Annotated in this window: 15 protein-coding genes and 1 riboswitch; of the genes, 4 read left to right on the forward strand and 11 right to left on the reverse strand. The window is 49.5% G+C overall.

What is annotated here, in order from left to right; genetic code table 11:
• Positions 1–99 precede the first annotated feature (99 nt).
• The 3 genes from DCC85_RS18645 to DCC85_RS18655 all read right to left on the reverse strand — a co-directional run bounded on the left by DCC85_RS18645 (position 100) and on the right by DCC85_RS18655 (position 1,643).
• Complete coding sequence (locus DCC85_RS18645; RefSeq protein WP_108466912.1) at positions 100–441, reverse strand: YflT domain-containing protein; 342 nt, start codon at positions 439–441, stop codon at positions 100–102.
• A gap of 116 nt (positions 442–557) precedes the next feature.
• Complete coding sequence (locus tag DCC85_RS18650; RefSeq protein WP_108466913.1) at positions 558–1,076, reverse strand: hypothetical protein; 519 nt, start codon at positions 1,074–1,076, stop codon at positions 558–560.
• A gap of 48 nt (positions 1,077–1,124) precedes the next feature.
• Positions 1,125–1,643 carry a DUF948 domain-containing protein gene (locus tag DCC85_RS18655; protein WP_108467958.1) on the reverse strand — a complete coding sequence of 173 codons (519 nt, stop codon included), beginning with the start codon at positions 1,641–1,643 and terminating at the stop codon, positions 1,125–1,127.
• A 275-nt stretch (positions 1,644–1,918) separates the two neighbouring features.
• Here DCC85_RS18655 and DCC85_RS18660 point away from each other — a divergent pair, with 275 nt between their 5' ends.
• On the forward strand, positions 1,919–2,086 hold the full coding sequence (locus DCC85_RS18660) for a DUF1328 domain-containing protein (protein ID WP_108466914.1): 168 nt from the start codon (positions 1,919–1,921) through the stop codon (positions 2,084–2,086).
• A 97-nt stretch (positions 2,087–2,183) separates the two neighbouring features.
• Here DCC85_RS18660 and DCC85_RS18665 read toward each other — a convergent pair whose 3' ends face one another.
• Positions 2,184–2,747, reverse strand: a complete 564-nt coding sequence (locus DCC85_RS18665; RefSeq protein ID WP_108466915.1) for a hypothetical protein — start codon at positions 2,745–2,747, stop codon at positions 2,184–2,186.
• Between the two features lie 149 nt (positions 2,748–2,896).
• Here DCC85_RS18665 and DCC85_RS23195 point away from each other — a divergent pair, with 149 nt between their 5' ends.
• Positions 2,897–3,340 (forward strand): hypothetical protein, encoded by a 444-nt coding sequence (locus tag DCC85_RS23195; protein WP_199909940.1) that lies wholly within the window; start codon positions 2,897–2,899, stop codon positions 3,338–3,340.
• Positions 3,341–3,432: 92 nt separating this feature from the next.
• Here the strand turns inward: DCC85_RS23195 and DCC85_RS18675 are convergent, their stop codons facing one another.
• Positions 3,433–4,461: a C40 family peptidase gene (locus DCC85_RS18675; RefSeq protein ID WP_108466916.1), complete on the reverse strand. Its 1,029-nt coding sequence runs from the start codon at positions 4,459–4,461 to the stop codon at positions 3,433–3,435.
• A 430-nt stretch (positions 4,462–4,891) separates the two neighbouring features.
• Positions 4,892–5,764, reverse strand: coding sequence for a cation diffusion facilitator family transporter (locus tag DCC85_RS18680; protein ID WP_108466917.1), 873 nt, complete (start codon positions 5,762–5,764; stop codon positions 4,892–4,894).
• A 203-nt stretch (positions 5,765–5,967) separates the two neighbouring features.
• On the opposite strand from DCC85_RS18680, the gene DCC85_RS18685 reads away from it, so the two are divergent.
• A complete protein-coding gene (locus DCC85_RS18685) occupies positions 5,968–6,156 on the forward strand; it encodes a hypothetical protein (RefSeq protein ID WP_108466918.1) in 189 nt (62 codons plus the stop codon).
• A gap of 66 nt (positions 6,157–6,222) precedes the next feature.
• Here the strand turns inward: DCC85_RS18685 and DCC85_RS18690 are convergent, their stop codons facing one another.
• The 5 genes from DCC85_RS18690 to DCC85_RS18705 all read right to left on the reverse strand — a co-directional run bounded on the left by DCC85_RS18690 (position 6,223) and on the right by DCC85_RS18705 (position 11,547).
• A complete protein-coding gene (locus tag DCC85_RS18690) occupies positions 6,223–7,857 on the reverse strand; it encodes an ABC-F family ATP-binding cassette domain-containing protein (RefSeq protein ID WP_108466919.1) in 1,635 nt (544 codons plus the stop codon).
• 111 nt (positions 7,858–7,968) lie between these two features.
• Complete coding sequence (locus DCC85_RS18695; protein ID WP_108466920.1) at positions 7,969–8,916, reverse strand: MBL fold metallo-hydrolase; 948 nt, start codon at positions 8,914–8,916, stop codon at positions 7,969–7,971.
• Positions 8,917–9,047: 131 nt separating this feature from the next.
• Positions 9,048–9,149 carry a cytochrome bd oxidase small subunit CydS family protein gene (gene cydS / locus DCC85_RS23750; protein WP_442789551.1) on the reverse strand — a complete coding sequence of 34 codons (102 nt, stop codon included), beginning with the start codon at positions 9,147–9,149 and terminating at the stop codon, positions 9,048–9,050.
• Between the two features lie 11 nt (positions 9,150–9,160).
• Complete coding sequence (locus DCC85_RS18700; RefSeq protein WP_108466921.1) at positions 9,161–10,195, reverse strand: cytochrome d ubiquinol oxidase subunit II; 1,035 nt, start codon at positions 10,193–10,195, stop codon at positions 9,161–9,163.
• A complete protein-coding gene (locus tag DCC85_RS18705; RefSeq protein WP_108466922.1) occupies positions 10,192–11,547 on the reverse strand; it encodes a cytochrome ubiquinol oxidase subunit I in 1,356 nt (451 codons plus the stop codon). Before DCC85_RS18705 ends, DCC85_RS18700 begins: the two co-directional genes overlap by 4 nt.
• Before the next feature lie 188 nt (positions 11,548–11,735).
• Between DCC85_RS18705 and DCC85_RS18710 the strand changes: the two genes are divergently transcribed.
• Positions 11,736–12,872: a conserved virulence factor C family protein gene (locus tag DCC85_RS18710; protein ID WP_108466923.1), complete on the forward strand. Its 1,137-nt coding sequence runs from the start codon at positions 11,736–11,738 to the stop codon at positions 12,870–12,872.
• Positions 12,873–13,020: 148 nt separating this feature from the next.
• A riboswitch (Lysine riboswitch) is annotated at positions 13,021–13,221 on the forward strand.

A 13,221-nucleotide genomic window follows, 5' to 3' on the forward strand; every position in this document is an offset into this window, starting at 1 on the left:
TACATCTATATAGGTCATCCAAAACATAGATAAGGAATGAGAGTACACACTCCCATTCCTTATCTATAATTTGAAATTATATTCAGATGAAAAGCTTAGTCATTTTCGAGTAGCGATAACCAATACTTTTCCCAAATCTAGTTCCTTCTCATAAAAAGCAGCTTCCGATTCCGTAAAGCCTAATGCCACAATCTTGGCACGCAGCTCATCACCGCGGGATCTGAACAGGTTGGCTATAGAGGTAAATACACCCTCCTCCTTAATTCCAATCTCGCCCGTATCCGCTGCTTCCGCAATGCGATCTGTGCGATCCTGTTCATGGGCCAGCACATAGATATTCTCTGAAAGATATCCTGTATTTCTGAGCTCATTAACCGTCTCGACAGCCTGAACCCCATTCTGAACTACCTTGGCGTAAGATTTAGCATTGATTGAACTCATGGTCTTCACTCTCCTCTTTTATTAATAATAAGAATGATAGGAATCCCGTCGTTCATCTATCGAAAGGTCATTACCCACCTTGAAGGCAGCTGAAACATGTCTTTGCTGATTTGTTTTTAGGAAGCAGTGGTATCAAATAAATCCAAGCCTGTAATCTCCCCTGTTGAATTCCTGTAAATTTTGATCGCAGCCAGTCCGCGAATATAAACATCGCCGTCCTCCGCAGAATCATCGGGGTCCCCTAAGGCTTGAACGATCGCTTTGTCTTCAAGTGAAATCTCCCGTCCATTTATGCTTACCTTTTGATTCGGATCACAGTGCACATAGTACACCCAGTTATCATAGAGCCCCACGGTAGCATCCTTGTAATGATACTCTATGTACCCGGTGATCGGATCCTGGGTTACCTTAGCCGGCCTGCCTCTTTTGTGAAGCAGAGTATCTCTGGTATCGCTTAAGGATACGCCGTTCAAGCTATCAAAGGATGTAAGCTTCTCGGCCCAAGATGCGCGCCAAGTCTGAGCAACCGCCAGCCTTGCAGACGGCTGTACGGTTAAATCCTGACCAGCCGTTTGTGGGCCATGAACATTCATGGGAGAAAGCAAGGCTAGAAGTAAAATCCAAATGTTAATCATCGTTCTCACCCCTTTGCTTTAGAACCCCGATGCAGGCTGTCTATTCGATTAGCTGCGGTATTTCTGCCACAGTCCTGCTGCTACATCCACCCACTTCATCCAACCTGCCTTGGAACCGGACGCGCTTGCATTCGGCTGCACTGCAGCATAGCTGTTCAACGTTCTATCAGAAGGTGTCTGAACTGCAGCGTTGGCGGCAGCCTTCGGATCCGCCTTAACCTTATGCTCTGTCGAGGATTTCTTAAAACGCTCAATTAAGGTAGTAGACACCTGTTTGGCTGCAAGCGTAACCTCGTTCAAAACATCTCCTACATTCTTCACGGTCTCCAGAACCGGATCAATTTGCTTCATCTTATGCTGAACGTCCTCCGTAATCCCGTTAGCCTGCCGTAGAACCTGCTTGACCTCATAGCTAAGCTCATCAATCGTCTTCTGAACCTCCTGCAAAGTCTGTGAGGTTTTATCCAAGGAAGTTTCTGCTGCTTTCAAAGTCTTGATTAAGTAAACTACCAGCGCTGCAAACGCAACAGCGATTAACGCCACGCTTAGCTGCCATATGAGTGACATAGACATCCCTCGCTTTCTGTCATTGTTATGATGTTATTCCATAGTTACCCGAACCATTTTAGGACGAAACAAACCAAAAACTCCCTCCCCGTAAGGCTTCCTCAAGTATACGCCTCCCATTGTTTCACCCTCTCAAAGCCAGGTTAATTGTCACTACAAGCGGCCAACACCGCTTTTAGATAACCCGGCAGTAGGGCCGTTAGTTTTTCCTTTAATTGGCCTATGCGCCCCGCGTTGTTATCTTACCACTTATTTATGAAAGAAGGTTGAATTTCATGTTGAAATGGACTCTGATCTTCCTAGTGGTCGCCCTGGTCGCAGGCATTTTCGGATTCTTCAATATTGTGGCGGCCGCAGCATCAATCGCCAAAGTGCTCTTCTTCATCTTCCTTGTACTCTTCATAATTTCGCTGTTTGCCGGTCGCAGTCGCCGTCCTTTGTAGGAACTCTCCTGCAACAAAGAGATAAAAAAAGACTAATATTAATAAAAGCACAGGTGCCGAAAGCACCTGTGCTTTTATTGCGTACATTTAAAAAGACTTACCAAATCAGGGAACCAAGGTCAAACAGATCAAGAGAAAAATGAAGCTTAAGTCCGCTCCCGGGAAATTCCATGCTGCTAACCTTCACAATATTGGGAAGATACTTGCTGGGATCCACTTGAATCGTCTCCAGCCCCAGAGTGTCAGGTGAGAGATCAAGTCCTTTTATGTTTACGGACAAAGGTCTAAGCTCCAGCATGCCGGCTTTATAATCCATTTCATATAATGCAACGCCTTCGGTGACGATCGGCCCCCATCCCGCAATCACGTCCGCCGTCAGTTCATTGCCGCTGATCTTAAAATCGGCACCCTTTATATCTACAGGCAGTCTAGTATCCGATTTGTGTAGTGCGATTTCTTTCTTGGCCAGATTGTTGACCTCTTCCTCCGAAAGTGTCATCACGGCCTGCCTTTGCTTAATCATCGTCTCCAGCTTACTCTTCCATGCAATATCGGTATAGTTCAAATTAAGAGACTTATCAGGTCTTAAATACCAAATTAGCCCGCCTGCTAGCAGAAGTAGCACTAACAGCAGCACAGCTAAAACTCGTAACCACTTCAACTGTTTTGCCTCCTCTCTAAAATATAGGTTATAATTACCCCCGGCGTTAAATGTTTCATTTTTTTTGGCAAAAAATGATTCTAAAGCTTACTTGCATGTTTATATTTCTATTACAATCATCTAACAAAACTCGAGGGAGGAAATAATCAATGAAAAAAATCGCAGCCATCACAGCTTCTCTTACGCTAAGCGCAGCGCTAGCAACCGCTGCAGGCGCAGCTCCTGCAGGTACTACCACTACTACTGACACCACAACCACAACTACAACCACTACCGATACTAACACAACCACTGGCACTACACCAACTGCCACCAACGGCCAGGTCGTTACGTCAACTCCAGCGAATAACAGTAATTCGCTGCTGGTGGACGAGCCAATCGTGGTTAAAGAGCTGTTGACCATAGCTCCAGCCCCACTAACCATTAAGGATTTGACTTATTTCTATGACGCTCCTAACGGCAAGATCTGGAACCGCCTTGGGCCAACAGATGTAACACCAACCGGACAAATCGTTAATGGCTGGGTTGAAATTTACACATGGCTTGGAAAGGCTTGGGTATACGCTCCCAACTATGTGCCTTACCCATCTTAATATAAAGCTATTTCGCCTTACATGTTCAGGCAGGCATAAAGCAAAACGGATATCCCCTAGCCAAAGGGATATCCGTTTTGCTTTATACTCTCTCATTGAATAACACTACCGCCGAACAAGAACCGCTTTTCCCATGAGCCTCCAAAACTATCGATTCTTACTCCACCTGAGGCTACAGAATAAGTATGAAGCATTTTACCGTCCCCCAAATAGATCGCTACATGGGTTATGCGCTGCTTATCCTTATCAATGTTCTGATATGCCGCAGAGCCTGAACCTTTATAATCCATGAAGAACATCAGATCTCCTGCCTTCAGCGAAGCCGCATCATATACCGCTTTGCTGTTCTCCTTAACCCAAGCTCCCTGGCTGCGTGAATCCGCAGGAAGAGTGATGTTTAGCGCTTCCCGGTATGCGGTTCTGACAAAGTCAGAGCAGTCGAACGTATCTGTTGTGCTTCGGTCCGAACCGTATTCGTACGGAGTTCCCAGATACTTTTTCCCTGCAGCAATCACTTTTTCAATCCGTGAATCATAGGACTCCGAGCTGCCTGAATTTTGGGTGGATGCGTCTGAAGTGCCGCTTTCCTTCTGCGTGCCTGCCTCACCGATACGGACGTATTTCTCCTGCGAGCTTACATACCCCTCTATCCCGGAAGCCGTCTTCACTTTATAGAAGTATTTCGAACTATCATCCAGGATCTGAACGCGGTCACCTTCATACAGGAATCCAATAACCGTGCTTGACATCGAAGGCTTGTCCCGCAAATTCACCGTGGTCTGAGCATAACCTGTCTGACCCGAGCCTGTTTGATTGCCGCTCCCCCCGCCAAGCTGTATGTACTTGTCCGCAGAGCTCGCATAGCCGACTGTGCCTGAGGATGTTTTTACTTTATAAAAATAGCTATTGCTGCTATCTAATATCGTTACGTTTTCTCCCGTCTTCAGCAGACCAATAATCTTCCCAGAGGTGGAAGGCTTATCCCTTAGATTCACACCAGAGACTACAGTACCTGTCTGAACCTTAGTCTGAGCAGTTGAAGCATAAGTTGACGCCGGCAGGGCCGGGACGGTTAGAAGTATCGCGGCGCTAAGAAGCGCAGCGGATAATTTCATCTTCATAGGAAACCTCCTTGATGTCATCAATCACGTTGTCACTAAGCCTCCTGTCTTGCCCCCTTTCCGCTTGTCCCCATTATAATCAGGCCCCTTCTAACTTGAGAATAAGACTATTTACACAAGTTTTCCGAAGTGTATTCCTTAAGAACTAAAATAGCCTATATTTTATAAGCACAAAGTCATAATCAACCATTATAAGGAAGGTAAGGGTGACCATCATACAGGCCTTTATGCTAAAGTGGTAAAAAATTTCTACCTCGATGAATCTATTCTATATATACTAGAAGTCTTTGAATATGAAAAATTTCCCTGAAGCAATTCCCCGCTTTGATCTTAATGTCTGAGCGTCCCTAAAAAAAGGATGGCCCCAAGATCATATCAAAATGATCCTGAGGCCATCTGCTTTTCATGCGAGACTCTCTATGCCTTATTTTCAGTTAAGAGCAGGCTCAACGTGAACATGGACATGCATGATGTTATTCTCCCGCCCGAGCTGCTCTTCAACCCTGTCACTGATTACATGCCCCTCCCGAACTGTGAGATCTGGCTGTACCTCAATAACTACGTCAACCAGAACCTGGTTGCCATGCGCCCTAGCCTTAATATCCTTTACGCCATGTACACCTGGAATTCGGGTAACAATATGCCTCAGCTCCTTCAGCTTCTGTTCGTCAAATCCATCTGTCAATCGGTGGGTAGCCTCCCGAAAGATACCCCAGGCTGTCTTGCATATAATCAAACCTACAGCAATGGCAGCCACCGTATCCAGCCAGGGAAGCCCGATTTGAGAGCCGAGTATGCCTACCCCTGCGCCGATGCTGACCAGAGCATCCGAAAGGCTGTCTTTGGCTGTTGCCATCAGAGCTTGGCTCTGAATCTTACCAGCGAGCCTTCGGTTATAGATATACGCGGCGAACAGAATAACTGCACTGCCTAATGCCACTGCGGCAGAAATAGGGTCAGGCGCCGCCCTCTCCTTGTGTACAAGCCCCTTAAAGCTATCCAGCAGCACCTGCAATCCCACAACAGCCATAATAAATGAGGACAGCAAAACAGCAATGGTCTCTGCACGATAATGTCCATAGGCATGATTAGAATCCGGGGGCTTACGAGCTATACGCAGTCCAATCAGAATAGCAGTCGAAGACACGATATCTGTCAGATTGTTAAGGCCATCAGCCAAGAGAGCGCTGGAGTGAAACAACCTTCCGCTGGCAAGCTTCACCGCCGCCAACAGCAGGAAGACAACTACGCTTACCAACGCGCCCTTTTCCCCTTGTTTTAAATGATCTTCCTGTGCAGCCATCCTTTAGCTCCCACCTCATGGTTGTACTTTACCTAAATCGATCCTAAGTCTACAGCAAAAAACACATGCTACCATTATTCCCGTTGTTCGTTCTTTTAAAAACGTATAAAATAAGGACAGCCCCTAAGTACCTCCGGTCTCCTGCTCCTTCAGGCAAGACAGGACACCGGCTTCCCTATGATCTGTTTAAGGAGATGAGTCAAGTGACCGAGAATCAAGAGCCGCGCAAGATAGACCTCGCTGAGGCAGTCCGGCAGAAACTGCTTCAGAAGAAGCAGCAGCAGGCGTCCGCCAATAAACCTGGCATGAATGGAAACACATCCACCAAAGCGCTAAAAAGCCAAAACAACAAGAAGCCTAACAACCAGCGCCGGCGCACCGGCGGGTCCTAAGCTGCACAGTACATTTCAAGTAAAAAAAGCTGCCCAAATCGGGCAGCTTTTTCTATATTATTCAGCTTAAGCGTTAAGCGCCTCAGCCGGATACAATTCCTTGCGCAGGTTCTGAATCTCTTCACTCTCCAGATATTCATCATAGGACATAGAGCGATCAATAATACCATTAGGAGTAATCTCAATAATGCGGTTAGCGATCGTCTGTACGAACTGATGGTCATGAGAGGTAAATAGAATCGTACCGTCAAAATCAATCAGACCATTATTAAGTGCGGTGATGGATTCCAAATCCAAGTGGTTGGTTGGCTCATCGAACACCAGTACATTGGCGCCGTTCAACATCATCTTCGCCAGCATGCAGCGAACCTTCTCGCCCCCGGACAGAACGCTCGCCTTCTTCAGGGCTTCTTCGCCCGAGAACAGCATACGTCCAAGGAATCCGCGCAGGAAGGTCTCGTCTTGATCGTTGGAATATTGACGCAGCCATTCCACCAAGTTCAAATCTACACCATCGAAATATTCGGAGTTGTCTTTTGGAAAATAAGCCTGCGAGGTCGTAACCCCCCAGCTGAACTCACCAGCGTCTGCTTCCAGTTCCCCCATAATAACCTGATACAGCGTAGTTTTGGCAAGGCCATTCGGACCAACGAACGCAATCTTGTCGCCTTTGTTGACCACAAAGCTGACATTGTTCAGTACAGTTTCGCCCTCAAGGTTCTTCGAGATACTGTCTACGGTAAGCAGCTGCTTACCGGCTTCACGCTCTGCCTTAAAGTGAAGGAACGGGTATTTCCGGTTAGAAGGACGGATATCCTCCAGCGTAATCTTGTCAAGCTGCTTCTTCCGGGAAGTGGCCTGCTTGGATTTGGAGGCGTTCGCGGAGAAGCGCTGAATAAACGCTTGCAGCTCCTTGATCTTCTCTTCCTTCTTCTTGTTGGCTTCACGGGTCAGCTTCAGCGCAAGCTGGCTGGACTCGTACCAGAAATCATAGTTGCCTACGTACAGCTGGATCTTGCCAAAATCAATATCAGCGATATGGGTACATACCTTGTTCAAGAAGTGCCGATCGTGAGAGACCACGATAACGGTGCCTTCGTAATCCAGCAGGAAGTTCTCCAGCCAGCCGATGGACTCGATATCCAAGTGGTTGGTAGGTTCGTCAAGCAGCAGGTTGTTCGGATGGCCGAACAGCGCTTGAGCCAGCAGGACGCGAACCTTCTCATTACCGCTGAGATCACGCATCAGTTTGTCATGAAGGTCACGGGGAATCCCGAGGCCAATCAATAGTGAGGCGGCATCGGATTCAGCATTCCAGCCATCCATTTCCGCAAATTCTCCCTCAAGCTCACCGGCTCGAAGACCGTCTTCCTCGGAGAAATCAGGCTTCGCATACAGAGCGTCCTTCTCCTTCATAATACTGTAGAGGCGCTCATGGCCCATGATTACCGTCTCCAGCACTGGGAAATCATCATATTCGAAGTGGTTCTGCTTCAGAACCGCCAGCCGTTCGCCCGGGGACATATGAACTTCACCTGAATTCGGCTCAATCTCACCGGACAGAATCTTGAGGAAGGTCGATTTGCCTGCCCCGTTAGCTCCAATCAGGCCATAACAGTTGCCTGGTGTAAATTTTATATTTACATCTTCAAAAAGTGCCCGTTTTCCATAGCGGAGCGTTACACCACTTGTACTAATCATGAAAGCATTACCATCCTTTATATATAATCACACTACTGGCTAACTATTATATCATACTATCCCTCCGGACTGTCGAAGGGTTTTGTGCCAGAAGCCCGCCAATTTAGCTTGCTACAATTCGGAAAGCCTCAGAGTCTCCCCATGAATCATCACCCGAATGCTCTCTTCTGAAATATTACGTCGCTTCCTATCCTCTTCCAGCCGATCCAATGCTTCGCGGGCCGTGTCATCTGCAAGCCTAAAGGTGCCGTAATGCATCGGGATCATGAGTTTGGCTTTTACATCGACAAAGGCCTGCAGTGCCTCCTCGGGCGTTGTATGCTGTGAGGTCATAAACCATTCCGGCTCATAAGCGCCAATGGGCAGCAAGGCCACATCAATGGCAAAGCGGCTGCCAATCTCTTCAAATCCTTTAAAGTAGCCGCTGTCTCCTGCAAAATAAATCACCGGCGGACGGCCCTCCCGGTGTTCACCTATCCCTTCAAGCACGAACCCGCCCCAATGGGAGGTGTTGGTGTCAAACGGTGTGCGGCGTGTCCAGTGCTGAGTAGGCACAAAGGACAGCTTCAAGTTGCCGAACGTAATATCCTCCCACCAGTTCAGCTCTTGGCAGCGGCTGAAGCCCTTACGCTCCATCTTCCGCTTCAGCCCTGCCGGAACGATAACCCTTGTCTCACTTCCGTACAATCGGCGGATGGAAGAGACATGCATGTGATCATAATGCGAATGAGAGATGAGAATAAGATCTATTTGAGGAACTTCCCCAATAGGGACTCCGGGAGTGCCAAGGCGACGCTGAAGGCCCATTCGCGGAGCCCATACCGGGTCTGTAATGATGTTTAGTCCCTCATACTGTATGAAAAAGGTGGAGTGGCCGATCCAGGTTATGGTCGGCTCCTCACGGTTGCTACGCAAAAATTCAAGCTCTGGCGGCATATTCGGGATCACGAAGGAGTAATCCTTCTTCTTGCTCCGGCGCTCCTCTCGCCATTGGCGGAACTGCTTGAGCGTTTTGTCTGTGCTAACATTGTCCAAATTGCTATACCGGTTTCTTGCCATGAAAAGGGGGTCCTCCCTTCCAATTTTCCTGTTCCCTTATATCTATTTATAACCGCATTGCCAGCTATACGATATGACGCATAGTGTATATTTATATTTTAGCGAAACTTCAGGCCAATTCCAAACCTCCCCTATCCTTGAGGGTCCTTAAACTTTGCGCAATAGACAAACAGGAAGACAACCGCCGCTAAGACCACAAGCTGGGGCGCGTACATCATGATGAAAAATTCAATATCCATAGACTTCAAGATCCTTTCTTTCGGAGCTCGCCCCGGACATATTTGGCGTCGAACAGAAACAACCGGAGCAGCAGTACCAGGGACGGAATAAGCACCAAGAGTCCCAATGTAAACGCCGTGATCAAGGCCGTCGCCATCGCAGGATTGGTAAAGCTCTTATTCAAGTTGATGTAATCGTACAAGAGGTAGGGCAGATGGGAATGCCCATATCCGTACCAGGCAAAGGCATATTGCAGCAGCACCAGAACGATCGACAAGCCGATTCTGCTCCGTTTCCATACCAGATAGACGGCCCCGATAAAGCAGACAAGCGAAGCGATAAACATCCAGGCTATATTCAGCATATTCTGAAAGTGCACAGGATTTTGCCGGTTGATCTCAAAAAAGGCAAACACACAGGCGAGAATGGTAGGCCCGCTCCACAGCAGCGCGTAGCCTCGCAAAATATTGAAAGCCTCACGGTCACCCGCGCGGTCCGCATAGTAAGTCATAAACATCGCAGAAATGTACAGAACCGAGACAAGGGCCAGCAGAACCGCTGACCAGGTATAAGGATTCGCAAAGAACCTCGACCAGTGAAGCAGGACGAAATCCCCCCGCTCCTCAATAATGCCTCCCTCGGATATCGCAAGCACCGTTGAGAGCGAGGCCGGGATGAGCAATCCGGTAGCTCCGTACAGCCCCATGTACAGCTTATTATTTGCTTTGCTTACTCCATAGGTGTTATAGGCATAATAAGCACCGCGAATGGCAAGCAAGGCCAGGAACAAGCTGCCCGGGACGAGCAGCGCAGTCCCATAATAATAGGCGGTGTCCGGGAAGAAGCCTATTAATCCGATCACAAAAAAGATTAGAAAGACATTCGTTACTTCCCAGACAGGAGACAAATACCGTTGAATCAAATTATGGACTTTGTTCTCATGTCCTGTCATCACACTGTAGAAGCTAAAGAAGCCTGCACCAAAGTCAATGGAGGCGATAATTAAATACCCAAAAAGAAAGGTCCATAGCACCGTAATTCCAATCACCTGATAGCTCATCTCCATCCCCCTTCCGCAGCTGCCATCTCTTGCAGCTCTTCCTCCGCACTCTTATTCTTAAACATCTTGTGCAGCACTCTTAGACAGGAATAACAGAGCACGAGGTACAAAATTACGAATAGCACCAGCATCCAGCCAACACTATGTGAGGTCGTTGCCGCCTCCGATACTCTCATATAGCCGCGGACAATCCACGGCTGTCTACCGACCTCTGCAAAGAACCAGCCTAGCTCTATGGCAACGAAGGCTAGCGGAACCAAGGCTACGATGGCGACGAGAAGCCATTTGGGCAGCCCCTTGATCTTAAATCGTCCGGGCAGCCTCCCCCGCACAAGGTATAGGAAAGGAATCAGCACGAGCAGCACCCCGTTGGTGACCTTCAGATCAAACATATAGTGAATGCTGAGGGGTGGTACATTCTCTTTAGGGATCTCATCCAGCCCCATCACCTTTGCATTCGGATTGCTTCCGGCCAGGATACTAAGCGCATAAGGGATGCGAATTGCGTACTTCACCTGGTTATTCTCATCCAGAATCCCGCCATAGATCAGCGGGGCCCGCTCCATCGTCTCAAAATGCCACTCCGCTGCAGCCAGCTTCTCCGGCTGATACCGTGCCAGATATTTACCGGAGAAGTCGCCGATAATCGCCGTGGACACGGCAAATACAAAGGCAGCAGTCACCGTAAGCTTCAGCGCCTTTTTGTAATAATCATGCTTCCGGCCCCGGAGCAGACTGAAGGCTGCGATGCCCGCCAGAAGCCCGGCGCTTGCCGTATAAGAAGCTGCCAGCACATGAGACACCTTCGTGGGTGTCGCAGGATTGAACATGGCGGACCAAGGATCCACATCCGTAAAGACACCGTTCTTCAGGGTAAAGCCTTGTGGGTTGTTCATAAAGGCATTCATAGACGTAATGAAGAACGTAGAAGCCGTCGCCCCGATCGCGATGGGGATTAGCAGCAGCAGATGATAGTACCGATTCTTGAAGCGGTCCCAGGTATACAGATATAGTCCCATGAAGATCGCTTCAATGAAGAAGGCAAAGGTCTCCATGAACATCGGCAAAGCCACAGCCTGTCCTGCAACCCGGATAAATGTCGGCCACAGCAGGCTGAGCTGCAAACTGATGGCCGTCCCTGTTACAACGCCTACGGCGACAGAAATAACGAATCCCCTTGCCCAGCGACGAGCCATCAGAATATATTGAAGATCATTGCGCCGGACCCCTCTCCATTCGGCGAGGGCGATCATCAGCGGCACACCTACCCCGATAGTTGCAAAATTGACATGTACAAACAAGGTCAGCCCTGTCAGGAGCCGGCTCATCAGCACGGGATCAAGGTTAGACACGTCATGGTTCAGCTCCTTTGGCCATAAGGCCCTATAGTCTAGGTCAGCACTCTCATTGCTACATTTTCCCTCCGAATTCTCCTTTTTATTCCTTTATATTCCGAGAAATGTAGACATCCGCTTAGTTCAGTTTGGGAAAGGGAATGCAATTGTTGTAAAATAGACACGAAAGGAGCTGTGCATGATCCATGAAAATTGTCTTTATTGAACCGACGCCGAGCCCGAACACCATGAAGCTCCATTTGGATGAGTCGCTGGCTCCTGGCGTCCGCAGAACATATACTACCGAGAATGAACGGTCAGCCCCGGAATGGATTGCGAAGATGCTTCACATTCCGGGAGTGAAGAGCGTGTTCCATACGGCCGACTTTGTCGCTCTGGACCGCAAGGGAAATGCCGATTGGTCGGCCGTCCTCTCCGCCGTGCAGGAGCAATTCGGACAGGAGCAGGTTGCCTCCTCCTGGAGTCCCGAAGACCAAAGCGCTGCCGGCCATTTCGGCGAAGCTCAGGTCTTCGTACAGTTCTTCCGCGGCATTCCGATGCAAATCCGCGTGAAGGCAGGCGGTCAGGAGGAACGCATCTCCCTCTCCGACCGGTTCGTGAACGCCGTAACTGAAGTGGCGAGCGCCACCCTGATCAAGGAGCGCAAGCTTACGGATTACGGCGTCAGATATGGTGAGCTGCCGGAGATCGCACGCGAAGTCGAGCAGGAGCTCGAAGCGGCCTATCCGGCAGACCGGCTGGCCAGCATCGTAAGTCAGGCCATCGCCCATGGCCGAAGCGAGCAGGAGTTCACCGAGGAGCGCCGGACCTATCGTCCGGAAGAGGTGCGGGAACTCCTGAAGAGCGAGGACTGGCGCACGCGCTATGCCGCGCTGGAAGGGCTGCCGCCGGAGCAAGCGGATATTCCGCTGCTTGCCGAAGCTCTGCGCGATCCTCAGATGCAGGTCCGCCGCCTGGCCGTCGTCTATCTCGGCGACATCCGTACGCCGGAGGCCATGGACCTGCTCTATGCCGCGCTGAAGGACAGCTCGGCCGCCGTGCGCCGCACCGCCGGCGATACCTTGTCCGACATCGGCGATCCGGCAGCCACCGGGCCGATGATCGAAGCGCTGCGCGACCGCAGCAAGCTCGTTCGCTGGCGCGCGGCCCGCTTCCTCTATGAAGTCGGCGGCGAAGAAGCCAAGGATGCGCTGCAGGAAGCGGCCGAGGACCCGGAATTCGAAGTTGGCCTGCAGGCCCGTATGGCTCTGGAGCGGATCGAATCCGGAGAAGAAGCTGCCGGCACGGTATGGCAGCAGATGGCCAAACGCAACGAAGGCTAGAAGCGCCAGCGGCCGAACCTTAGGGCGCATGAAGATTTGATGAGAATTCTCCGGCTAACATAAAATACCGTTGCCGGATACGTTTATATGTTTTATACTTTGATAGTTGTTTTTACCCGAACAATTGAATAGCAGCCTCATCACAGATAGATGAGGTAGAGGTCGCGGTTATGAAGAGTATACCGGAGGAGGCGCATGGAAGCCGCCAATGAACCCGGTAGAAAGGCATCGCCGCCGAAGTGCGAATCCTATGCTTCCCTTTCAAGGATTCGTGCTGGGACTGTATCCGAAAGGAGCAGGACTGTCACGGTCATTCATCATGGAATGATCGTGTTGAGCTATCTTCATG

The sequence above is a fragment of the Paenibacillus sp. CAA11 genome, from assembly GCF_003060825.1.
Taxonomy (GTDB): domain Bacteria; phylum Bacillota; class Bacilli; order Paenibacillales; family Paenibacillaceae; genus Fontibacillus.